We start from the raw sequence: 23403 nt of genomic DNA, 5'->3' as shown, positions 1-23403 counted from the left end.
GCTTTTTGCCTCATTTTCTTTCGCGCTTTTAAGCTTTTATGTGCAGAAGCGTTTCATGAAATAAATACCCTTCAGTCTGCCGGAGGCAGCCCAAAGGGTATCGGATTCATGCTTTAGCCGCGCAATTCTTGAACAAATGCACGAATTTGTTCTAAGCCTTCTTGCTTCGTATCCGCTGCTTGCAGCAGTGGCACGACCTCTTCGATCTTGCGCACAATCGCGCTTCCGACAATAACGCCATCGGCCTGTTTGCCGAAACGCTCCACCTGCTCACGGCTGGAAATACCAAAGCCTACCGCGATCGGCGTCGTTGTTGCTTCACGAACCGTTGCGAGAAACTCGTCAATTCCGCTATGGAAGTCAGCGCGTACGCCGGTAACGCCCAGCGAGGATACGCAATATACAAATCCGCGCGCCATGGATGCAATACGCTTCACACGGTCATTAGATGTAGGAGCAACAAGCGGAATGAGATGAATATCTGCTGCCTCTGCCATTGCGCGAACCTCTGCATCCTCTTCAATCGGCAAGTCCGGAATTATTAAGCCGCTGATTCCTTTCTCTGTTACGAGTTCAAAGAAACGTTCCAGCCCATACTGCAAAATTGGATTATAGTACGAGAACAGAATGAATGGCAGTTTAATGCCGGCTTGACGGGCATTCTCAGCAACCTGAATGCAATCGACCAGCGTGACTCGGCCATTCTTCAAGGCACGCTCGGAAGCGCGTTGAATGACAGGACCATCCGCCAACGGGTCTGAATAAGGAACGCCAAGCTCCACCATGTCAGCGCCCGCTTGCTCTAGTGCCCCAATGATGTCCACAGAAGTGCCAAGATCAGGATCGCCAATTGTAAGGAAAGGAATCAACGCAGTGCGGCCTTCTTCGCGCAGCCGCTGAAAGGCTGCATCTATTTCATTAATGGCCATGGTTTTCGTCGCCTCCCAAGTAGCCCATAATCGCTTGAACGTCTTTGTCTCCGCGTCCTGACAAGCTGACCACAATAATTTGATCGCGGCTGAGTGTCGGAGCGAGCTTCATAACTTCAGCGATGGCATGTGCCGACTCCAGTGCCGGGATGATGCCTTCTGTACGCGATAGAAGCTGCAATCCTTCGAGTGCCTCAGCATCTGTAATCGGTACATAATTTGCACGGCCCGTATCTTTCAGGTATGCATGCTCCGGTCCGATGCCCGGGTAGTCAAGGCCAGCCGAAATCGAATGTGCCGGCTGTACTTGTCCATGCTCGTCCTGCAGCACATAGCTGAGCGATCCTTGGAATACACCGTGGCGGCCCTTCGTCATTGTTGCCGCATGCTCTTCCGTTTCCACGCCGCGACCGGCCGCTTCAACGCCGAGCAGTTTCACGCCGTCGTCGCCGATGAATGGATAGAACATACCGATCGCATTGCTGCCTCCGCCGACAGCTGCAACTACATAATCCGGCAAACGTCCGACTTCTTTCAGAATTTGCTCCCTGGATTCATCGCCAATGATACGCTGGAAATCGCGAACCATCATCGGGTATGGATGTGGTCCTGTAACGGAGCCAAGGATGTAGTACGTATCATCTACATGGCTAACCCAGTAACGAAGCGTCTCGTTACAAGCATCCTTGAGCGTTCTTGTCCCGGACATAACGGGAACCACTTCCGCACCGAGCAACTTCATGCGGAATACGTTCAGCTCTTGGCGCTTCGTGTCTTCCTCGCCCATGAACACCTTACATTCCATACCTAGAAGCGCTGCTACTGTAGCGGATGCAACACCATGCTGGCCTGCTCCTGTTTCTGCGATAATCTTTGTTTTACCCATTCGCTTGGCAAGTACACCTTGTCCGATGGTGTTGTTAATCTTGTGCGCACCTGTATGGTTCAAATCTTCGCGTTTCAAATAGATTTGAGCGCCGCCAAGATGATCGGATAAACGCTGCGCATGATACAGCGAAGTCGGTCTGCCTGAATATTTAGTCAATAAATAACGAACCTCTGCAATAAATTCTGGGTCCTTCGAGTAGTGCTGGTATGCTTCCTCTAACTCAAGCAGCGCGTTCATGAGCGTCTCAGGCACATAACGTCCGCCGAATTTACCGAAGCGCCCGTTTACGTCCGGGACTTGGTTCATACGCTTCTCACCCTTTCCACAAACAATCGAATTTTCTGAATATCTTTCAAGCCGTCTGTCTCCACACCGCTCGACACATCAACGCCGCCCGGGGAATACTGACTTAACAAATCCACAACATTATTCGGATGAAGCCCGCCTGCTACGTAGAGCGGTACGCCGATGGCTGCCGCAGCTTGAGCATAATGATCAATGACATGCCACGCAAACGTCTGTCCGGTACCGCCGCCGGCTGTATCAATGAGAAATCCATCTACTACCCCTGCGTAACCTTCAAGTCTTGAAGCTCCGCTTGAGACATCTCCTTCGATATCCTTAACGGAAAACACTTTCCACACGTGCACGTTCAGCACTTCTTTCACCTGCGCACACAGCTGAGGTGATTCCTCGCCATGCAATTGAACAACGTCGAGCGGTGCAGCAGCAAGAATGGATTGCAACTCTTGCAGGCTAGGATTAACGAACACGCCGACCGTCAACGGAGCTTTACCGCCTTCCGCACGCAGCTTCCGGGCTTCCTCGATGAGTGTCCCGGCTAGCTCCGGTGATACTTGACGTTTGCTTGGTGCAAATATGAAACCAATCTCGTCAAAGGCAAGCCCATTCATCTGGCGAATGGTAGCTGCATCTCGCAAACCGCAAATTTTGATGCGTGTCTGTTTAGACGTACCATTATGATCTTGTTCTGTCTCTGCAGCTGACATTACGCGTTCACCGGTCCCATTAGCTGCTCAACAGCTGCGCCTACATCCGGTTGACGCATGAAGTGTTCGCCGATCAGCACGCCTTTTGCACCTGCCGCTTTCACGAACTCAATATCCTCACGCGAGGAAAGCGAGCTCTCGCTAATAACCGTTATACCTGGGGGCACTAAACCAATCAGTCGCTCTGTCGTCTTAATATCCGTTACAAATGTGTGTAAATTTCGATTGTTGATGCCAACCAGTGTTGCTTTGCCCAGGCCAAGGACGGATTCCATTTCCTCTTCGTCATGTACTTCCACAAGTACATCGAGGCCAATCGCTTTGGCTGTATCATAGAAATCCGCTAGCTGGGAGGGCCGTAGGATGGCTGCAATGAGCAGAATCGCATCCGCACCGATTAAGCGAGCTTCGTATATTTGACGGTGATCTACCGTGAAATCTTTACGAAGCAATGGAACATTTACTGCCTTCGAAACAGCTGTCAAATATTCGTTCTTTCCTTGAAAATAATCCTCGTCCGTCAACACTGAGATACAGTCCGTTCCTGCTTCCTCATAGATACGGGCAAGCGCAACAGGGTCAAAATCAGCCCGGATGAGCCCTTTCGACGGCGAAGCTTTCTTCACTTCGGCGATCAACCCAAGATCACGCTTCGTATCAGAAATTAATCTACGCTCGAAGCCTCGACATGGCGGTAATTCTGCGATCTGCCGTTCTGCAGCTTGAATGGAGAAATGTGCCGCCAGATCATCTACTTCTTTCCGTTTGGATGCTACGATTTTATCAAGAAACATGGCTCAACTCTCCTGTCGTTTCAATCAACTGCCGCAGCTTCATCGCTGCTTTGCCGGAATCGATGACGGTCCGTGCCACAGCAACACCTGCTTGGAGGGAATCCGCACCGCCACCAACGAAGATACATGCGCCTGCATTGGCTAGGACAATATCTCGGTAAGCGCCGAAGTCATCACCATTAAAAATAGAGCGGATGATACGTGCATTCTCAGCGGCATCGCCGCCGATGACTTCACTCAGTGAACGTGTAGTCAAACCAAGCTCCTCAGGCGTGATCGTATACGTGCGAACGGAACCGCCTTGCAGCTCCGAAATTTGCGTCGGTGAAGAGATGCTGATTTCATCCAAACCATCAAAGCTGCTTACAACCATCGCACGTTTCAAGCCAAGCTCACTTAATACGGAAGCAATCGTCTCGGTTCTGGATTTATCATAGATGCCGAGAAGCTGACGGTCAGCGCCTGCCGGATTCGTTAATGGACCAAGCATATTGAAGATCGTACGGATACCGATTTCACGTCTCGGGCCAGCGGCATGTTTAAGTGATGGATGATACAGCTGTGCGAACATGAAGCAAATCCCGATGGCATCCAGACAGCGTGCTGCCAGCTCCGGCGATAGTGTAATGTTGACACCAAGCGCCTCAAGCGTATCTGCGCTGCCGGACTTGCCGGACATCGCCCGGTTGCCATGTTTGGCAACCCGGACGCCGGCTGCTGAAGCAATGATAGCAGAAGCAGTCGAGATATTGAATTTATGAATCCCGGATCCACCGGTTCCACAGGTATCCAGAAGTCCGTCACGCTCGGTTTGAACATGATTCGAAAACGAACGCATCGCTTCTGCAAAGCCCGTAATCTCGTCTTTGGTTTCACCTTTCATCCGAAGCGCGGTAGCGATAGCGCCGATTTGCGCGCCGGAAGCTTCGCCGCTCATAATAATCTCCATTACGCCGCGTGCTTCTTCACGTGTAAGGTTAGTCCCGCTAACTACTACGTTCAGCGCCTGCTGCATAGTCATGATTTCATTCGTAACTGCCATGCCCCTGCTCACCCTTTCGCATCCGCATAGTAATCCATATTGATCATGCTGCTCGTGCGATCCGGTACGGCGAAGATTGCTTCCGCAGCTCGAACCGCTTTGAGCATAGCCATTGCTTTATTAACGGTTTCCATATACTCATTCTCCGGAATGGAATCCCAAACAATGCCCGCCCCAGCCTGAACATAGGCCTTACCATTCTTGAAGATCAGCGTTCGGATCGTGATACAGGTATTGAGGCTGCCGCCAAAGCCGAGATAGCCGATTGCACCGGCATAGGCGCCGCGTGCTTCGTTCTCCAGCTCTGCAATAATCTCCATCGCTCTCAGTTTCGGAGCTCCGGATACCGTACCTGCTGGCATGCAAGAAACGAAGGCATCGAAGAAATCTTTATCCTCGCGAAGCTTGCCCGATACATTCGAGACGATATGCATAACGTGGGAGTAACGCTCAATCTCCATATATGAATCGCAGCGGACAGTACCGAATTCCGATACGCGTCCAATATCATTGCGGCCTAGATCGACGAGCATCAAATGCTCAGCGCGTTCTTTCTCATCTGCCAGCAATTCTTTCTCAAGCGCCAAATCCTGCTCAGGCGTCTTGCCGCGCGGACGCGTTCCGGCGATCGGACGAGTTTCAACGCGTTCTCCGTCCACCTTGACCAGCGCTTCCGGTGAAGTACCGACAATGACCTCATCATCCATTTTCAAATAGTACATATAAGGTGAAGGATTCATCGTGCGCAGGACGCGGTATACATGAAGCGGATCGACCTCTGTTTCGATGTTGAACCGTTGCGACAACACCACCTGGAAAATATCACCTGCACGAATATATTCCTTCGATTTATCAACATTCGCTAGAAATTGTTCCTTTGTCAGGTTGGAGGCTACCTCCCCAAGATCGGGATCGGCCGGAATGCTTCCTGCCGCCATCAAAGTGGACGGCAGCGGCTGCTGCAAGCGCTCGATAGTTGCCTCCATACGGCTGACCGTTTGCTCGTAGACAGTTTGAATTTCACTATCTGTCGCCGCATTCGGGATATGTACATTCCCGATCACTTGGATTTGCTGTTTGAAATGATCGAAGACGATAACCTGATCGCAAAACATAAATTGCAGATCGTTCATGTTCAGGTCATCAATGCGGTGCGGCGGCAGCTTCTCATAATACTGAAGCAGATCATAGCCGAAGAATCCGATTGCACCGCCAGTGAACGGCGGCAATTCAGGGATAGAAGGACTGCGGAATGAGCGCAAATGAGCTTTGAGCAGCTCAATCGGTTTCTCGCGCAGCACCTCTTCTTTGCCATTGACTTCGATAACCATCTCGCCGTTCTTGCCCCGAATGAGCATGAAAGGATCGGTACCGATGAAAGAATAACGCGCCCATTTCACGCCACCTTCTACACTCTCCAGCAAGAAGGCCCGGCGCTCCTTATAGAAATGCTGGAATATACGAATTGGCGTCTCTGTATCCGCCATTACATGTCTGACAATTGGAATCAAATTATACGTGCTTGACAATCGAATGACACCTTGAAGCTCCTGATTCATAACCAATCTCTCCCTCTGTCGGAAAATAAAAAAACTCCTGCCGCAGCAGGAGTGATCATGTCAGAAGATGGAAAATGAGCATTGATACGGCAATAGAACATAACGTCGGTTATAGACTGATAGCTACACCTATGGCCTAGATTCCATCCAGGAGGGTGCGCCAAACTACGACCTGCGTCACTTCTTCACTCGTCTCAATCTTGCACTAAAAACTCAGCTCAGCTCTACTCATCTCTTCTAACTTCACTAACTACTCTGCTCAACTCGGCTCATTCTTCAAGTATGAAATCACTATACACCAGCGTAAACGGATCCGTCAATCTTTAAAAATGAGCTTTTTACTTGTATCTATGCTTTCGATAAATCCGGACGCAATGCCTTCGCACCGCCTAAATAAACATGCTCGATTTCTTTCTGCGACTTCTCTGTGTTGACCGAGACGAGAAGGCGGATGCATTTGGCCAAGCTTCCTTTAACCGGCACTTCAACAGCGCACATGAGCGGAACAAGCTCCCAGCCTTGCATCACACGAATGGCTCTTGCCGGAAACGTTGCATCCAAATCGCCGGTCACCGTAATAAACACACTTGCGATGTCCTCGGGCTCGATGCCGTTAGATGCCACGATGGTATGTAACAATTCCTCTGTAGCTTGTAAAATCGGCAGTTCTTCATTCAATTCGACCGTGATCGCTCCGCGTATTCCCCGTACACTCATTCTAGATGGCCTCCTGTTTCAATTGTTCCACGATCTCCCGGATGAGAGAAGTAGAAACCGATTTATTGATTTCCACGACGCCGATTGCAGTTGGTACGATAAAGACCATTGTACCTTCTTGGAACTTCTTGTCATGCATCATTGCGCGCATGATTTCATCCGAATCCAAATGCGCAGGAAGCCGCACCGGCAAGCCTACTCGCTGCAGTACGTGCTTCGTCACGATATAGACCTCTTCAGGAGCACCCAGACGAACCGCCAGCCTCGCAGCCCCAACCATACCGATCGCTATCGCTTCACCGTGCAAAAGCTCTCCGTAGCCGGCAACAGCCTCAAGTGCATGACCGATTGTATGGCCAAGATTTAGAATCGCGCGAAGATCGTTCTCCCGCTCATCCTTCGAGACGACGGCTGCTTTAACGCTGCAGCCTTTGTAGAGTGCATAACCAAGCGCATCGGCATCAAGTGCAGTCAGTTTATCCGCATTCTCGTCACACCACGTCACGAATGAAGCATCCCAGATCAGTCCATGCTTCACAACTTCCGACAAACCAGCCTTTACTTCGCGCTCAGGCAAGGTTTGCAGCGTTTTCAAATCATAAAGCACCAACTCAGGTTGATGAAAAGCACCGATAATATTCTTCGCAAGCGGGTGGTTGACCGCAACCTTGCCTCCGACACTGCTGTCATGAGCAAGGATCGTCGTCGGAACCTGCACGAATTTAATGCCGCGCATGAAAGAAGCTGCAACGAAGCCGGCGAGATCACCGACCACGCCGCCTCCCAGTGCTACAATTGTGGATTTGCGGTCAAGTCCATGCTCTAGTGCAATCCCAATCAATCTTTCCAATTCTGTAAGGGACTTGGAACCCTCTCCTGCCGGAACAACAGCTGTTACAACCGTAAAACCTGCCGCGGATAATACCGTTGTCAGGTGGCTTAAATGTCGCTCTGCAACATTCGCATCGGTAATAATCATAAGCGGCGACTTCTTGCTGATGCCTCGCTCAGTAAACAGGCTACCTGCTTCATCCAACACCCCTTCCCCGATATAGATCGGGTAGGAGCGTTCGCCAAGCTCGACTGTCAGTTCACGATGAGCGCCGCTCATTAGTAGCTCCTCAATTGTGCCAAGTAGTTGTTATAGTTCGCAGTAATCTCTTCCATGGAGTCGCCGCCGAATTTCTCCAGAAACGCTCTTGCTACTTCCCATGCTACGACATGTTCCATAACAACGCTTGCTGCCGGCACGGCGCAGCTGTCAGAGCGCTCTACTTGTGCAGTGAACGGCTCTCTTGTATCGATGTCTACGCTTTGCAGCGGTTTATATAACGTCGGGATTGGTTTCATAACGCCGCGTACGACGATTTGTTCTCCGTTAGTCATCCCGCCTTCAAATCCACCAAGACGGTTAGTCGCTCTATAATAGCCGTGCTCTTCCGAATACATGATTTCATCATGCACTTGAGAGCCGCGAATGGTGCCTGCTTCGAAGCCGATGCCGATTTCGCAACCTTTGAACGCATTGATCGACATAACAGCTTGTGCGATCCGTCCGTCAAGCTTGCGGTCATATTGCACGTGGCTGCCAAGACCAATCGGCACGCCTTCCACGATACATTCCACAATTCCGCCGATGGAATCGCCTTCAGCTTTGATTTGATCGATATAAGCGGTCATCTTCTCTTCGGTTTCCTTGTCTACGACGCGAACCGGAGACTCTTCCGTCAAACGAACCAATTCATCCAGCGGCAATTGATTAGCCGGAGCTTCAATCTCGCCGATCCGAATCACTTGACCGCCCACTTTAATGCCAAAAGCAGCTAAGAATTGGCGAGCAACTGCCCCAACCGCTACACGAGCAGCCGTTTCACGGGCGCTGGAGCGCTCAAGGACATTACGCAAATCTTTTAAATTGTATTTAAGTCCACCGTTCAAATCCGCATGTCCAGGACGCGGGCGATGAACGCGGCGTTTCTCTTCATCACTGCCTTCAATCGGCTCGATGTTCATAACCGATGTCCAATGCTTCCAATCGTTGTTCTCCACAATCAAAGCTACAGGCGCTCCGGTTGTTTTACCATGACGAACACCACCGACAATGTTAGCGGTATCTTTCTCGATTTGCATGCGGCGGCCACGGCCGTGACCCTTCTGCCTACGGTGCAATTGAAAATTCAGCTCCTGAAAATCAAGCTGCAAATTGCTCGGAAGCCCCTCAATTATTGCTGTCAACTGTGGACCATGTGTCTCTCCTGCTGTCAAATAACGTAAACTCACAGTAAAGCCCTCCCTCATCCCGAACACCGCAAACGAATATTCCGGTTATGTATGTCTGCCAAATATCTTTGCTCATTATAGTATAGCGTCGGCGGTTTGACAAGGAAATGAGCGCCTCCGATTAGACGGCTTCGCAATAAAAAAGCTGCCCAGCACACCTTCCGAAGAAGGCATGACAAGACAGCTTTCACGCACTTATCAACTAATGATTCACGGATTGATGGCCCCGCAGACGTTCCGGTTCCTCATTCAAATGTGGATCACTCATGAGACCATTCATTTGTCTAGTATCAATGCCGAGAATTTGGGCGCATTCCTGGACCGTTATGAATCCACGTTTATACGCTGCAATAACCTTACGTTTGTCCATGCTGTGCCTCCAATGCCATTCTATCCATAGCATAGTATTGGAGAAGTTGGAAAACGATATACACTTCTACGCGCGTTTGCGGTAAAAGAATGTTTCAACCGAATCAAAATCATATTGCGCCGGCGAGAAAATTTGCTCGGTGCTGCCAACAAAAAGCAGACCGCCAGGCTTAAGCGCTTTCGAAAACTTATGATAGAGCTGATGTTTCGCTTCTTCCGTGAAGTAGATCATAACGTTACGGCATACGATCACATCGAAACCGGTGTCAAAGGTGTCATGAAGCAGGTTCTGCTGTTTAAAGGTAATATTGCGCTTGAGCTGATTCACTACAGCTACATTATCTTCATCATGCTTCGTAAAATATTTACTCATATAAGTGCGAGGTACTTCGCGGATTGACCTGTCTTGATAAATGCCTTGTGCCGCCTTCTGCAGAACAATATTGTCCAAGTCGGTTGCAAGAATGGATGATTTGTCCTGTGCGCCAAGCTCTGTCAAGATCATGGACAGTGTATATGGTTCTTCGCCTGTCGAACAAGCTGCGCTCCATATTTTGACGCGAGAGTTGCCCTTGATTGCTTCCGGTAAAAACTTCTTCTCCATGGCTTCCCAGCGGCTCGGATTACGCCAAAACTCCGATACATTGATGGTCATCCGATCGAGAAATTCGTTCATCAGCTTCTTGTCCTTCTCAAGGCCATCCCAGTAGGCTGCAAATGTAGTGTAGCCGTACTTCTGCCTAAGCGTCGTCAAACGCCGCTTCATCTGCGCTTCTTTGTACTGGGAAAGATCAATAGCTGTTTTTTCTTTGATTTTCTTGATGAAAAGCGTAAAATCCTTGTCCTCCATCATGTTTTCCCCCGCTGTCGCAGACACATGGCCGCCTGATGTTAAATTCCACTGTTGAATCGCTTGTTAGTAAAATAGTTAAATCCACTGCTGAATCGTTTGATTGTAGTCCACCAATTCATACGGAGCGAAGAAAATACCGATTTCGCGTGCCGCACTCTCTGGCGAATCCGATCCATGAATAAGATTGAAATTCGTATGTACGGCATAATCGGAACGAATCGTTCCCGGTGCTGCTTCAAGCGCATTCGTTTTGCCAATCATCGCCCTTGTAAGACCGATGACATTATCCCCTTGCCAAACCATTGCAAATACTGGGCCTGACGTCACAAAGGCTACAAGCGGCGGATAAAAGGGCTTTCCGATGTGCTCTGCATAATGACGTTCAGCCAGTTCAGGCGTGATCATCATAAATTTGGCTCCAACGAGCTTTAGCCCCTTACGTTCAAAGCGTGATACGATTTCACCAATCAATCCGCGTTGTACGCCATCTGGCTTTACCATTAGAAATGTTCTTTCCATCTGAATTCCCTCCCAAACGCTTTAGTAGTTTCGTTTTGCTACGAAATGCGCAATATCCGTCAAATTTTTCTTCGCCGAAATGTTCGGCAGTTCACTTAGGGCCTCAATCGCTTTATTCATATATCTTGTCGCCATGGCATCAGCAATATGAATACCGGCGCTCTTACGTATTATGTTCAACGCTTTTTTCGTTTCACCTGCTCCATTCGACTCGCGAATTTTATTTATTTCTACAAGTAAGTCATCTTTTATCGATGGCTCTTGCATCGCGAGCAGTACCGGAAGCGTCATATTACCTTGTTTAATGTCGGAACCTGGCGGTTTGCCGATTTGTTTCTCGGTGCCAAGAAGGTCAAGCAGGTCGTCACGAATTTGAAAGGTCATGCCGACATTATAGCCAAACCGATACAGACAGTTTGCTGTCTTCCGATCCGCACCTGCTGCTATAGCGCCAAGTTGGCAGCTGATCGCAATCAGCAAAGCCGTCTTGCGCCTGATGCGAAGCAAGTAGTTGCGTACCGTTTGCTCTGTATTGAAGAAATCGCGGATTTGCTCCATTTCTCCGATACACATTTGTACCATCGCTTTGGATAAAATCTGATGAATTTGCGGGTTTTCAAGCTCGGTTACAATCGTAAGCGCCTTACCATAAATGTAATCGCCGGTGTACATCGCAATCCGATTATCCCATTTGGATTTAACCGTAAGTTGACCGCGACGGGTTTCGGCATTGTCAATCACATCATCATGCACAAGGGAAGCCATATGGATGAGTTCAAGCGGTACAGCAATTCTTTGGAGCACTTCCAGGCGGTATGTGCCGAACTTACCTGCAAGCAGCACAAAAACAGGACGTATCCGCTTGCCGCCTGCTTTAAGTAGATGAGTCGAAGCATCCGTGAGCAGCGTATGCTCGGAAGTAACGCTGCGCGCCAATTGATCTTCGATCGCATCCAAGTCGCTTTTCATTTTAGCGTAGATATCGAGTAGTTTCATTTGTTCACCTTGAGGGCAGGCTGGTCTACGAAAAATTGCATTTGAACCTCGTGCGACAACAAACCTAGTTGATGCGCGTAGTCAAAATACAACGATAAACCTGCCTGCTCGTCCGTTCCGAAATTATAGTGCAGCTCGTTGAAGTATCGTTTCCAATAAGATGCTTCTCCGCCCAGCAATGTGCAGGCTTTATCGATAAGAGGCTGCAGGTCGCTAAGACTTCTGTCCTTGCTTGCCGTTAGCGCATGCAGAACAGTCGATACCGCCTCCGGATCAGCAGCGGCAATTTCTTTGCGGACGGCCACAAGCGCGAAAGTCATGCCGTAACCTGTCCAATTGCGCCATAGCTCACCTAAATCGATAACGGCCATACCTCGTTCCTTATTCGCCCACGAAGCATGAATAGCTGTATCCCCGATCAAAAGTGCAGCATCCGCTTCCTCCAGCATGGTGTCCAGGTTAGGTTCCATCGTTATATATGAAGGTTCAGCTTTATAATAAAGCTTCATTAGAATTTTAAGCAAATTAACGGATGTTGCAGACGTTGCTGTCATTGCAATCCGTCCTTGGAGCACCTCTTCGAGCGGTTTCTTAAGAAACAACAGTATCGAATTGACGCGTCCTTTCGCACTAACCGATAAATTCGGCAGCAGCAAGTATTCACTGGCATTTTCCGCATATGCATACGAGGACATCGAGGTTATGTCGATCTCACCCTGCCGAAGCGCTTTATTCAATGCTGCAGGCACACGCTTCTCAATACGGAACCGTTCCTGCGGCAGTTGCTGCTCCGCATAATGAAAAATAGGCCAAACGTTCGCATAGTCAATGCGACCGACTGTAATCGGGCGATTTAACCCCATGCTGTTCATCTCCCCATCTTCTGTACAAATCATGATCCAGCGGAAGCTGATCAAGCACTTTCCCGACTAGAAAATTTATCATATCGTCAATTGTTTGCGGTCCATGATAGAAGGCCGGCATCGCCGGAATCAGCTTAACGCCAAGCTTGGCAAGCGTCAGCATATTCTCCAAATGAATCGCATGCAGCGGCGTTTCGCGAGGCACAAGAATTAGCTTGCGTCCTTCTTTCAGCATAACATCCGCAGCACGTGTCATCAAATCATCCGAAATGCCGTGTGCGACTGATGCCAGCGTCCCCATCGAGCATGGCATGATAATCATGCCTTCTGCTCGGAAAGAACCGCTTGCAATCGAAGCTCCGATATCCGCATTGGGATGCAGGATCAACTGCCCTGCTTCCATCGCATCTTGAAACACAGCGGCAAGCGCCAGTTGACGCTTCGTTGTATCCCATCCAAGCTCCTCTTTCAACACACGCCAACCTGCTTCGGTCACGACAAGATGTACGCTCAGCCCGCCTTCCAGAAGGCTGCTGATCAGCCTGATCCCATAGATCGCGCCGCTCGCTCCTGTAATACCGACAACCATACGCTTGCGCGTTACTTCAGCAACTTGCTCTACCACTTATGCAGCACCACCAAATCGAGCAATGCACTGGCAAACAATACAACACTCAGTGTCCCGTTCATGGTAAAGAATGCCGTTTGCACACGGCTCATATCATTTGGTTTTACCAAGATGTGCTCGTAACACAACATACCTACGGAGATGATGGCACCAATCAGATAAAGCCAGCTAAGCGGGGTTAACCAATATAATGAAATGAATCCGATACTCGTCAACAGATGAAACCCGCGCGATAGCCGCAAAGCTCCGGTCATACCAAACCTAGCCGGAATCGAGAACACGCCTTCTTTGCGGTCAAACTCGAAATCTTGGCAAGCATAAATAATATCAAAGCCGGCAAGCCAGCAAGCAACTGTTGCATAGAGCACCCAAGCCGACAGCTCGAAATGTCCCGCAATCGCTACCCATCCGCCAAGCGGCGCAAGTCCGATTGTCAGCCCAAGCACAACATGGCAAAGCCATGTAAAACGTTTTGTATACGAGTAGAGCACAAGCATGAATACCGCGAGCGGCATCAGTTTCATACAGATCGGATCCAGCTGTGAAGCAGCAAAGAATAACACAATAAAGGACACCGCAATGAACAAGCCGACTTCACCAGCTCGCAGCAGGCCTGCCGGGATCGCCCGTTTCGCGGTGCGCGGGTTCTTGGCATCGATAACACGGTCAATGACTCGGTTCAGCCCCATTGCGGCGCTTCTTGCTCCGACCATCGCCAGAATGATCCAGCCTATTTCACTCCATTCCGGATACCGATTCTCCATAATAATCGCACCAAGCAGTGCGCCCATGAAAGCAAATGGTAAGGCGAATATGGTATGTTCAAACTTAATCATTTCTAAAATTATTCGAAATTTGCGAATCATGCGTTGTCCGTTCCCTTCGTCCCCATGTGTAATGCCGCAACCCCGCCTGCCAGCGGAAATACACGAACATTGTTAAGTCCGATTTCACGGTATTTCGCCGCCAGCTGCTTCGAGTCCGGAAATGCCTTAAGCGATTCCGGCAGCCATTTATACTGCTCGTACCGCTTCGCGACCATCTTCCCGATCGCAGGCATCACACGTTCGAAATAGAAATAATAAATCGCTTTGAACGGCTGCCATGTAGGCTTGGACATCTCCAGGCAAACCACTTGTCCACCAGGCTTCACCACGCGCATCATTTCACGAAGTACCTGTTCGAGATCCGGTACGTTGCGAAGGCCGAAACCGATTGTCGCGAAGTCAAAACGATTGTCCTCGAATGGAAGCTCCATCGCATTGCCTTGTACGAGCGAAATTTGGCGATCAAGCCCTTCGCTCTTCACTTTCTTCTTCCCTACTTCAAGCATGCCTGCGCTGAAATCAAGCCCTACTACTTCACCGCTTGCGCTTGCCTTCGCAAGCGCAATGGTCCAGTCGCAAGTGCCGCAGCACAAATCGATTGCGGTAGCACCGGGTTTTACATCCATCTTGCGCATCGTAAATTTTCTCCACGCCTTATGTCGACGGAAGCTGATTAAATCATTCATGAGGTCGTACGTTGGCGCAATGCTTTCAAACACGGCATGCACGTGCTGTTCCTTGGATTTGGATTGCATGGTAGTCACCTTACCTTCTCTCGCCTTGGGCCGATGCCGCAGGTACAAGAGGACGTGTAAACGTTTCTGCGATGCCCATCAACTCGCGGACGAGCTTATCGGAATCAAGACACGAAACGACCGATTGTACATGCAGAGCAGATTGTTTCAGCTTCTCGGCCAATTGAGTGCGAATATCATATTTTGCGATCAAGGACTGTGCATAAGACGGCTCAGTGATTAGATCGGATAGCTTGCGTTTCTCTTCATCGGTTCCATTATTCCACACATGCCAGTATGCCCAGCTGCCGCTGAACCGCTCTGGCTTCTCGCTGCGTATCAGCTCATCCATGACGACCTCGCAGCGTCCGAAGCCTTGCAGCAGCTCCGTCCAGGCGCGTGTCAACTTCTCATCCATGCTGACTGTGAAAGCTTGAAATAACTCAGTCTTCAGCTGTACGCAGTGGTTCAGGTACTCTTCAGCCGTCAGCTTGAGCTGTTTCATTCTCAGGTATAAGTTAACCTTGAGCTTATTGACCTCAGATACACCGCTGCTGATCCTGCGAATCATATCGACCTGACCGGCTTGCGACAACAGCTGATAGAATCGGCTGCTGTAGTAATCGCCTGCAAGTACTTTCAACTGTCGCGATCTCATCTCACGCTCTTGAAGACGACCGCTTTCGGAATCAATGAGGTCATGCGTGTCCATCCCCATCTGTACGAGGGAAGTGACAAGCGAATAGAGCTCGCTGTGGAACAGCGGCGTGCGTTGATTGGCCAGAAATGCGAAGAGCAGCCTGATCCTCGTATCGGGAAAATCCGGCAGCTCGGTATGCATCTGAATCATATCGTATTCAATATACTTTTTTGCAATCTCAGGAATTCTATATGGTTTCATTTGGCCTAGCCTCCGGACAAAACTTAGATGATTGCTAAGCGACCTGAGGTCGTCTCGAACCAATCACGTTGATGAATGCTGAGTCGACCAGAGGTCGTCTCAAACCAATCATCAGTTAATAATCTAAATAATTATAGCACTATGTGTAGCGTTTCGCTACAACTGGGAAATGGACAAACGCAGGCGCTGCCTCCAAATTTCGTTAGTAAATGGCTCTGCTGCGCTTAAGTTTGACAGATCTGTGGACAGCCAGGGATCCGTCCGTCTGACATCAACCGCAGCAAGCAGCCTGTTAACGGGAATCTCATCGTCATTCTCTGACTGCATTGGGGTGACGAATCGGACTAAAACACGGCTCACATTATCCGTATGTACAAATGCAAATTCCAAAAGTCGCTGCAAATCGCTCATCCACTCCTCTACAGCATTCCCATAATGCTCTGTAGATAAATCGACCGACAGCACCGATCCTTTCCAATCGACCCGTTTAACGTCCAATCCAAGATGAAGTCCCAGCATCGAATCTACGATCACCCCTGCGTTCAACCGCTTTATCGGTACGGGGTGAAAGACAGATATATCGCCTTTGGCTTGCTTCATTCGTGAATCCGTTAACGGAAGTATAGATAGTAACACGGTAACAGCTGCTGTTACCGCACACGCATAGAGCAGTCTTTTGTAATGCGACATCTACCATCCGCCTCTCGCGCACAGAATGTCCTGCTACTCTAGTGTACAAACTAAAAAAGCAGGCTATGCCTGCTTTTCGCTTTAATCCTCTGTATCGACGGTACCATACTTCGTAAGTACTGTTGCTTTGCCGCGAATCTTTATCGCTGACGTGTGGTCTGTAAACTGGCAGATAAGGATTTCTCCTTTGTCGAGCTTCTCGGTGTGATGAAATTTCGTATCCTGCCCGCGAGTCAGTCCGATGACTTGTACGCCTTGAGCTTTCGCTTTAATGACGATATATTCCCCACTCATGTCTTCCATGTGCACTGCCTCCTATTCGATCATTGGCCCTTAGACCGTATCTGTTAAAAAACTGCCTCCCGAACATCGTGCTCAGGACAGCAGCTATGGCTTGTTATGCACGGCTTATTTACGGCGATTCAAAGTCAACCCAAGAACCGCAAGAAAAAGTCTACTGGAATTAACTCCCCTTGTCAATAGAAACGAAACCGCCCCTAAGAGACGAAAAACGTCCGGATGCAGCAAGCACCCGGACGTTATCAACGGCCTAAACCGTTTCTTATTTGGAGACAAGATCTTTAAGTGATTTACCCGCTTTGAAAGACGGGATTTTGCTTGCTGGGATGTCGATCTCTTCACCCGTTTGCGGGTTGCGACCTTTACGGGCTTCGCGGCTTTTCACCTCGAAGTTACCGAAACCCACCAATTGCACTTTATCCCCGCCTTGCAGCGAGTCGGAGATGGCATCAAAAACGGCATCAACCGCTTTGGAAGCATCTTTCTTGGAAAGGTCAGTCAATTCGGCTACTTTCGCAATCAGTTCCGTTTTGTTCATTTCTTTCACCTCCCCTGACGGCAGTTCATAAGCACATCATTATCATTCTGTTTTACCGAAACCTCAGAAAATATACCTGCAGGCCTTGGTGCAAAGAAATTCCGTTATGTGCAAATCCTGCATACTGAACCATGAACAGATTTATAGTAATACAGTTGGCTATAGAATTTCAAGAGGCTGAACAAGTTTTTCCAAGGATTTCTCTAGGTTTTTCATGCTTTTTACTGCGAAATACCCCTCAAAACGACAAAAAAGAGACACGCTGTGTTCGCGTGTCTCTTACGTATTACAAGATTATGGCAATCAGACCGCCGGAGCCTTCGTTGATGATTCTGCCCAGCGTTTCCTGAAGTTTGTAGCGCGCATTGTCCGGCATCATCGCAATTTTGCCTTGGATGCCTTCCCTTACGATGGAATGGAGCGAGCGACCGAAGATGTCGGATTCCCAAATCTTGATTGGATCGTTCTCGAAATCCTGCATCAAGTAGCGGACAAGTTCCTCGCTTTGTTTCTCTGTACCGATGATCGGCGCGAATTCGGACTCCACATCCACGCGAATCATATGGATCGATGGTGCAGTCGCTTTCAAGCGAACACCGAAGCGTGAGCCTTGGCGGATGAGCTCAGGCTCATCAAGCGCCATTTCTGCAAGTGTCGGTGCTGCAATGCCGTAACCGGTCGTTTTGACCATTTCGAGTGCTTCTGCAAAACGGTCATATTCCCGCTTCGCATGGGAGAACTCCTGCATCAGCTGCAGCAGATGATCTTTGCCGCGGATTTCTACGCCGACAACTTCCATCAGGATTTGGTCATACAATTCATCCGGCGCATACAAGTCGATTTCGGCGACCCCTTGCCCCATGTTCATGCCGCTTAGTCCGGCGCGAGCGATGAATTCGTATTCCATGAATTGCGAGACGACTCGGTCTACATCGCGCAGACGTCGGATATCTTTGACCGTATCGCGTACCGAATTCTCGTAATTGCTGCGCAGCCAGTGATTGTCGTTCAGCACCATAACCCAGCTAGGAAGATTGACGTTTACTTCATGCACTGGGAACTCATAGAGCACTTCACGCAGCACCGACATGACTTCTTCTTCACCCATGGTCGCTACGCTGAGCGTAATGACCGGGATGTCATACTTAGCCTGAAGTTCACTGCGAAGCGCAAGCGCCTCGTCGCTCTTCGGCCGTGTGGAGTTCACAATGAGGACGAACGGCTTACCGACCTCTTTGAGCTCATTCACAACTCGTTCTTCGGCTTCAACATACGAGCTGCGCGGAATTTCCGCAATTGTACCGTCCGTCGTCACGACGACGCCGAGCGTGGAATGCTCTTGAATGACTTTACGCGTTCCGATTTCGGCCGCTTCCTGGAATGGAATCGGCTCCTCGAACCATGGCGTAGTTATCATTCTAGGGCCATTCTCATCCTCATAGCCTTTCGCGCCTACTACCGCATATCCAACGCAATCAACGAGTCTGACATTTACATCAAGCCCCTCGGCCACACGAAGCTGTACAGCTTGGTTCGGCACAAATTTAGGCTCCGTTGTCATAATCGTCTTGCCTGCTGCGCTTTGCGGCAGTTCATCGATAGCTCTCACCCGATCGGCATCGTTCGTGATGTTCGGCAGCACAACCGTCTCCATGAACCGCTTGATGAAGGTTGATTTGCCTGTGCGGACTGCACCAACGACGCCGAGGTAAATATCCCCGCCGGTTCGTTCGGCAATGTCCTTGAAAATGTCCACTTTCTCCACTGAATATCCCCTCCCAATCGTATTTCGCCTGTACATGGACGTACCGTTACTGCTGCTTTCCTCCTGCTGTTCGTCGTCAGGGTTCGCCGCTACCCGCCTGCCACAGTTGCAAACAAGCGACGCAACTCGTACATGATTTTGGACTAGTAATAGCTTATTGCGTCCATGGCCCGATTATGACGACTGAAACATGAAATCTTTCGATTTCGATGAGCTTCTCCGCTCCCGGCCTTCCAAGATTGAGATATATGAGAGAAAGACGAAACCTATGCCTGAACAACAAAAAAACTCCTGTCGTGTGACGGACAGGAGCTTTGGTGGAGCAAGTTGATTGCGGTTATTTGAGAACAGCCTGCGGTTCTCCATTCACTAAACGATATACAGGAGATTTGACAGGTACAAAGTCTGAAGAATCTACAAGGAGCGCTCGCAAATCCGAGTGTTCATCCGGCTTATTGCCGCTATCCAGCTTCGATACGACCTGCATAATGTCTGCGCCGTAGTCAATATAAACATTTCCTTTTGGGTCCATCATTGGGGTCAAAATGCCCCCCGTGAACATACTTTGAAGTACCGGCTCCTTTAGATCCAGCGCATCGAAATCGATTGCTTTAAAGTCCGGATAGCGTTCAGCACCTTCAGGAAGTTTACCGTTGTTTGAATCCGCATACCCTTTAACGGCCGCTTGTACATCATTCATTTGTTGATAGAGCACGAGATTCATAAGCTTGATAGTAGGATCTGTATCCTCGTTAATGATGAGATAATAGTAACTTCCGCCCTGCTCATACGCAGTCTCCGGGATACTTGAGACGTAATTCATTCTCTTCAACTTGTCAAAATCCACTTTGAATTTCTCGTATACCGGCGTCGATTCGGTGCTGTTCTGAATCGGAAGCAAGCCCGTATCTTTCTGAAACTGGTCAACAACCGTTTGTACATTTAGAATCGCATCTTTTGGCGGCTTCTGAAATTGACCTAATTGGTCCTTCGGATACAGACAGCCAGACAGCAAAGCAGCCATAAGTGCAAGCACCATAGCTGCAGCCGCTTTTCTCAAGCCTTTCATGACACTAACGTCCCCCTACCACAATTCATCATCTTCCGCTTGGCGCATCATTTGTCTTCTGACTGCTGCGCGAAACGGATCTTCCGGAACTTCGACTACGGCACGGCCAAATACTCGCGCCTGACAAGCGAGCCTTGTCCCCGAGCGGTCTAGACCTGCGAGCTTATAACGCTCATTGTCATTTAGCGGAGACAGTCCTGAGGAGCTGTTCTGCGCTGTTACTTTACACATGAGACATGCAGCTTTCCCGTCACACCGTGTTCGAATGGGTACTCCGGCACGTCTGGCAGCATCCAGGACCGTTGTCCCGGCACGCACCGTTACACTGCGTCCGGAAGGGAGGAATGTAACTTGAACATTCATGGCGAATCCCTCGCTTCCTGCTTCCTATATTCATCGTGCTATCTATTCACCGAGCAGTTGCTGTACATATTGTTTCGTCTTCTCTGTAAACTGATTTCTGGAGGCAATCACGCTGGCAGCCTCCATGTGCAAAGCAGGCTCTTGGTGTATTTCTGAAACGATGAGCCCGGTGCGGTCCTCTCGTTCTCGCAGAACATTAAACCACAGCTCGTGCGCGAGCGGGACGATGCCCAGCTTATATTCACCAATGGTAATGGGTGTTTGCAGTGTTGAGAGTACCTCTTCCACTTCGACTGCATAACGATCCCGACCGGCAGATACGATAAATCCGCCGACTAGCTCAACCTGAATGCCTTCAATCAGGTAATGGCTGAGCACCGATCGATAAATCGGACTCACACTTTCGTGCTGCTCATCAACAGCGTATGGCAGCAGCGCCTTATGAAGCGCGGTCGCAGCCTCATCGTCTGCGTATAGATCCAGGTCCCTGGGCGGATCAGTTAGCTCCAGCCCTCGCAGCAGCAGCCCTGCACTGCCGCCGATCAGCCATTTAGCTCCAGTTGGAGCGGCTTCCCTTGCAATGACTTCAAGTGCACGGTAGAACGGCTCAGCAGCCTGCATGCGCTCACGTCTTTTCATCAGAAATATGGCCGGTTCACAGCTTTGATCGTGCCCGCATTCTTCTTGATGATCGCTTGACACCCGAGGCGATAACCTTCCTCCAGCTCACTTGGCTCAAGTCTGTCCCATTCTTGGTCCGTGACCTCCTCGAGAAACTCTGCGCCTTCTTCAACAAGGCAGCGGCATCTTGCGCATGTCCCCCTCGAACAAGAGAAAGCCCAATCGATATCATGCTTCATTGCCATATCGAGCAGCGACATCCCTTGTAAAGGATAAACTGTCGTACTTTTCGTACGTCCCTTCAATTCCAGCATCTTTCGTTACTCCTTTTCCACTCCATGTCCGAGTTCGTCTAATAGTTGTGTGTTATGAAATGGAGATCAGGCCGAGGAAACCGCCGATAACCAGAAATAGAAAGGCTGTCATAGAAAGCAGCAGCCGAAGCAGCCCTTTTGTTTTGAATCTTGCCAGCGATATTAATACAGCTGCTATCGCCATTAATCCGATACCTACGAATGAAACCCACATCTTCATCATTGGATCCATTATGATCTCAAACCACCTTGTGCACCAATTATTCGTTCTATTATACCACTTGTCGTGTTTGAACAGCTACTATTGCCGCGATTATCCGAAATTGGTACAAAAAGAAAAGGACTTCAGCGAAAGCTAAAACCGGCGTATTTGCAATGCCGGGCGCTTTTTGCTTAAGTCCTCATGATTACTTCTTGAGCATCAGCTTCATCAGCATTTCCATGCTATTGATATTCATGCCGCTCTTCTTGACGGCTCCAACGATGTCATTGATCGTTTTTTCCGATACGGGCACCTTCGCCATGGCGGAGACGGATTGGATCAGCTTGCGCAGCTCTTCTTCGCTTTGCATCGTCTCTTGAGTAACACCGCTGGCTAGCTTTTTGACCGCATTCTCGGTAACCGGCTTGCCCGTCTTTTTATTGACAGCGCTCAGAACATCTTTAGAGATATCTTTCTTCCCGCTCAAAAGTTTCCCTCCTCCAAGTTTTTACATCGTAAAAACTCGCTTCCGAGCAACCCCGAAGGCTGCTGCTAGCATCATATGAAGGAAGGACGGGATTGGTGTAGGCTAAACAACTTCCATACTATTCGCCCGCCAGGTCTTCTGTCTCGTGCGTACGACCTCTGCCCATCAGCGATTCAACGGCACTGCGCGGCGTTTTGTTCTGGAACAGCACAGCAAAGAGCTGCTCCGTAATGGGCATTTCCACGCCATACTCGTGAGCTAGTTCACGAGCGGCACTCGTTGTACGTACACCTTCGACTACCATGCCCATGCGGCTTAACACCTCGTCTAAGGACAGGCCTTCCGCCAGCATAGCGCCTGCGCGCCAGTTACGGCTGTGCTTACTCGTACAGGTCACGACCAGATCACCTACGCCTGCTAGTCCGGCGAACGTAAGGGGATTAGCGCCCATCGCGTTGCCGAGCCGGCTGATTTCAGCCAATCCGCGCGTAAGGAGCGCTGCCTTGGCATTATCGCCGAAGCCCAGTCCGTCTGTGAGTCCCGCTCCAAGCGCAATAATATTCTTGATGGCTCCCGCTACTTCGACGCCGATCACATCTTTATTGGTGTATACACGGAAGTAAGGCGTAATGAATGCATCCTGCACTTTCTCTGCCGCGTCTACACTGGCTGAGGCAACGACGACCGTTGTCGGCAATTTGCGGACAACCTCCTCGGCATGGCTCGGGCCTGACAATACAACTAGGCGATCCGCCGTGATCGGCAATTCCTCCAGAAGCACAGTGGTCATCCGTTTGTAGGTAACCGACTCAAAACCTTTCGTCGCATGGATGCAAATGGCATCCTCAGAAATAAAAGGCGCAGCCAGTTTAGCTACATCGCGCATCGCAGAGGAAGGCGCTACGAACAATACAATTTCCGCATCCCGAACGGCTGACTCCATATCGGTTGTAGCCGATATGTGATGCGGCAATACCGCATCTTTCAAGAAACGACTATTGGTATGATGCGTATTGATTTCATCGACCTGCGTTTCGTTGCGAGCCCACAAGGCAACCTCGTAATTATTGTCAGCCAGTACCGCCGCGAGTGCAGTACCCCAGCTGCCCCCTACGAGCACCGCCGCTTTTCGTTTCGTCATGTA

General features: G+C 49.7%; 29 protein-coding genes. All 29 read right to left on the bottom strand.

All coding sequences use genetic code 11. The features are described 5' to 3' along the window. Nucleotides 1-113: 113 nt before the first annotated feature. Entirely contained in the window at nucleotides 114-923 is an 810-nt protein-coding gene (gene trpA, locus AC506A_RS02185) for a tryptophan synthase subunit alpha (protein WP_495460949.1), read from the bottom strand. Next, a complete protein-coding gene (gene trpB, locus AC506A_RS02180; RefSeq protein WP_495459354.1) occupies nucleotides 919-2124 on the bottom strand; it encodes a tryptophan synthase subunit beta in 1206 nt (401 codons plus the stop codon). Before trpB ends, trpA begins: the two co-directional genes overlap by 5 nt. After that, a complete protein-coding gene (locus AC506A_RS02175) occupies nucleotides 2121-2828 on the bottom strand; it encodes a phosphoribosylanthranilate isomerase (protein WP_495459353.1) in 708 nt (235 codons plus the stop codon). The genes trpB and AC506A_RS02175 overlap by 4 nt, the downstream gene beginning before the upstream one ends. Further along, entirely contained in the window at nucleotides 2828-3622 is a 795-nt protein-coding gene (gene trpC / locus AC506A_RS02170; RefSeq protein ID WP_495459352.1) for an indole-3-glycerol phosphate synthase TrpC, read from the bottom strand. The genes AC506A_RS02175 and trpC overlap by 1 nt, the downstream gene beginning before the upstream one ends. Next, complete coding sequence (gene trpD, locus AC506A_RS02165) at nucleotides 3612-4664, bottom strand: anthranilate phosphoribosyltransferase (protein WP_495459351.1); 1053 nt, start codon at nucleotides 4662-4664, stop codon at nucleotides 3612-3614. The genes trpC and trpD overlap by 11 nt, the downstream gene beginning before the upstream one ends. Nucleotides 4665-4672: 8 nt before the next feature. Further along, nucleotides 4673-6223 carry an anthranilate synthase component I gene (gene trpE / locus AC506A_RS02160; RefSeq protein WP_495459350.1) on the bottom strand — a complete coding sequence of 517 codons (1551 nt, stop codon included), beginning with the start codon at nucleotides 6221-6223 and terminating at the stop codon, nucleotides 4673-4675. Nucleotides 6224-6571: 348 nt separating this feature from the next. Next, on the bottom strand, nucleotides 6572-6940 hold the full coding sequence (aroH, locus tag AC506A_RS02155; RefSeq protein WP_495459349.1) for a chorismate mutase: 369 nt from the start codon (nucleotides 6938-6940) through the stop codon (nucleotides 6572-6574). Nucleotide 6941: 1 nt separating this feature from the next. Beyond that, nucleotides 6942-8051: a 3-dehydroquinate synthase gene (gene aroB / locus AC506A_RS02150; protein ID WP_495459348.1), complete on the bottom strand. Its 1110-nt coding sequence runs from the start codon at nucleotides 8049-8051 to the stop codon at nucleotides 6942-6944. Next, nucleotides 8051-9220: a chorismate synthase gene (gene aroC / locus AC506A_RS02145; protein ID WP_495459347.1), complete on the bottom strand. Its 1170-nt coding sequence runs from the start codon at nucleotides 9218-9220 to the stop codon at nucleotides 8051-8053. The genes aroB and aroC overlap by 1 nt, the downstream gene beginning before the upstream one ends. A 202-nt stretch (nucleotides 9221-9422) precedes the next feature. Next, complete coding sequence (locus AC506A_RS02140; protein ID WP_495459346.1) at nucleotides 9423-9590, bottom strand: hypothetical protein; 168 nt, start codon at nucleotides 9588-9590, stop codon at nucleotides 9423-9425. A 66-nt stretch (nucleotides 9591-9656) separates the two neighbouring features. Further along, nucleotides 9657-10439, bottom strand: a complete 783-nt coding sequence (locus AC506A_RS02135; RefSeq protein WP_495460948.1) for a CheR family methyltransferase — start codon at nucleotides 10437-10439, stop codon at nucleotides 9657-9659. 78 nt (nucleotides 10440-10517) lie between these two features. Next, nucleotides 10518-10961, bottom strand: a complete 444-nt coding sequence (gene ndk, locus AC506A_RS02130) for a nucleoside-diphosphate kinase (protein ID WP_495459345.1) — start codon at nucleotides 10959-10961, stop codon at nucleotides 10518-10520. 21 nt (nucleotides 10962-10982) lie between these two features. Continuing rightward, complete coding sequence (gene hepT / locus AC506A_RS02125) at nucleotides 10983-11957, bottom strand: heptaprenyl diphosphate synthase component II (RefSeq protein WP_495459344.1); 975 nt, start codon at nucleotides 11955-11957, stop codon at nucleotides 10983-10985. Beyond that, nucleotides 11954-12820, bottom strand: a complete 867-nt coding sequence (locus AC506A_RS02120) for a menaquinone biosynthetic enzyme MqnA/MqnD family protein (protein ID WP_495459343.1) — start codon at nucleotides 12818-12820, stop codon at nucleotides 11954-11956. Before AC506A_RS02120 ends, hepT begins: the two co-directional genes overlap by 4 nt. Further along, on the bottom strand, nucleotides 12783-13409 hold the full coding sequence (locus tag AC506A_RS02115; protein WP_495460947.1) for a UbiX family flavin prenyltransferase: 627 nt from the start codon (nucleotides 13407-13409) through the stop codon (nucleotides 12783-12785). The genes AC506A_RS02120 and AC506A_RS02115 overlap by 38 nt, the downstream gene beginning before the upstream one ends. Nucleotides 13410-13438: 29 nt before the next feature. Beyond that, nucleotides 13439-14314, bottom strand: coding sequence for a UbiA-like polyprenyltransferase (locus AC506A_RS02110; RefSeq protein WP_495459342.1), 876 nt, complete (start codon nucleotides 14312-14314; stop codon nucleotides 13439-13441). Continuing rightward, nucleotides 14311-15030, bottom strand: coding sequence for a demethylmenaquinone methyltransferase (locus AC506A_RS02105; protein ID WP_495460946.1), 720 nt, complete (start codon nucleotides 15028-15030; stop codon nucleotides 14311-14313). Before AC506A_RS02105 ends, AC506A_RS02110 begins: the two co-directional genes overlap by 4 nt. Before the next feature lie 10 nt (nucleotides 15031-15040). Further along, nucleotides 15041-15910 carry a heptaprenyl diphosphate synthase component 1 gene (locus AC506A_RS02100; protein WP_495459341.1) on the bottom strand — a complete coding sequence of 290 codons (870 nt, stop codon included), beginning with the start codon at nucleotides 15908-15910 and terminating at the stop codon, nucleotides 15041-15043. Nucleotides 15911-16066: 156 nt separating this feature from the next. Continuing rightward, entirely contained in the window at nucleotides 16067-16600 is a 534-nt protein-coding gene (locus tag AC506A_RS02095; RefSeq protein WP_495459340.1) for a hypothetical protein, read from the bottom strand. Between the two features lie 81 nt (nucleotides 16601-16681). Beyond that, nucleotides 16682-16903: a trp RNA-binding attenuation protein MtrB gene (gene mtrB / locus AC506A_RS02090; RefSeq protein ID WP_495459339.1), complete on the bottom strand. Its 222-nt coding sequence runs from the start codon at nucleotides 16901-16903 to the stop codon at nucleotides 16682-16684. A 259-nt stretch (nucleotides 16904-17162) separates the two neighbouring features. Further along, the gene (locus AC506A_RS02085; protein ID WP_090976740.1) at nucleotides 17163-17438 is read right to left on the bottom strand and encodes an HU family DNA-binding protein; all 276 of its coding nucleotides are present in this window, start codon (nucleotides 17436-17438) and stop codon (nucleotides 17163-17165) included. Between the two features lie 286 nt (nucleotides 17439-17724). Next, a complete protein-coding gene (spoIVA, locus tag AC506A_RS02080) occupies nucleotides 17725-19203 on the bottom strand; it encodes a stage IV sporulation protein A (RefSeq protein WP_475779386.1) in 1479 nt (492 codons plus the stop codon). Nucleotides 19204-19540: 337 nt separating this feature from the next. Continuing rightward, on the bottom strand, nucleotides 19541-20272 hold the full coding sequence (locus AC506A_RS02075; protein ID WP_495459338.1) for a YphF family lipoprotein: 732 nt from the start codon (nucleotides 20270-20272) through the stop codon (nucleotides 19541-19543). A gap of 15 nt (nucleotides 20273-20287) precedes the next feature. Next, complete coding sequence (locus AC506A_RS02070) at nucleotides 20288-20635, bottom strand: 2Fe-2S iron-sulfur cluster-binding protein (RefSeq protein ID WP_091219021.1); 348 nt, start codon at nucleotides 20633-20635, stop codon at nucleotides 20288-20290. 42 nt (nucleotides 20636-20677) lie between these two features. After that, nucleotides 20678-21274, bottom strand: coding sequence for a hypothetical protein (locus AC506A_RS02065; protein ID WP_495459337.1), 597 nt, complete (start codon nucleotides 21272-21274; stop codon nucleotides 20678-20680). After that, on the bottom strand, nucleotides 21274-21570 hold the full coding sequence (locus AC506A_RS02060) for a 2Fe-2S iron-sulfur cluster-binding protein (RefSeq protein WP_495459336.1): 297 nt from the start codon (nucleotides 21568-21570) through the stop codon (nucleotides 21274-21276). The genes AC506A_RS02065 and AC506A_RS02060 overlap by 1 nt, the downstream gene beginning before the upstream one ends. Nucleotides 21571-21622: 52 nt before the next feature. After that, complete coding sequence (locus tag AC506A_RS02055; protein ID WP_495459335.1) at nucleotides 21623-21802, bottom strand: DUF2768 family protein; 180 nt, start codon at nucleotides 21800-21802, stop codon at nucleotides 21623-21625. 175 nt (nucleotides 21803-21977) lie between these two features. Beyond that, nucleotides 21978-22259 (bottom strand): stage VI sporulation protein F, encoded by a 282-nt coding sequence (locus tag AC506A_RS02050; RefSeq protein ID WP_495459334.1) that lies wholly within the window; start codon nucleotides 22257-22259, stop codon nucleotides 21978-21980. A 118-nt stretch (nucleotides 22260-22377) separates the two neighbouring features. Continuing rightward, nucleotides 22378-23400, bottom strand: coding sequence for an NAD(P)H-dependent glycerol-3-phosphate dehydrogenase (locus AC506A_RS02045; protein WP_495459333.1), 1023 nt, complete (start codon nucleotides 23398-23400; stop codon nucleotides 22378-22380). Nucleotides 23401-23403 lie beyond the last annotated feature (3 nt).

The organism is Paenibacillus sp. N22P23 (assembly GCF_059383735.1).
This window is presented reverse-complemented; position numbering and strand designations above follow the sequence as displayed.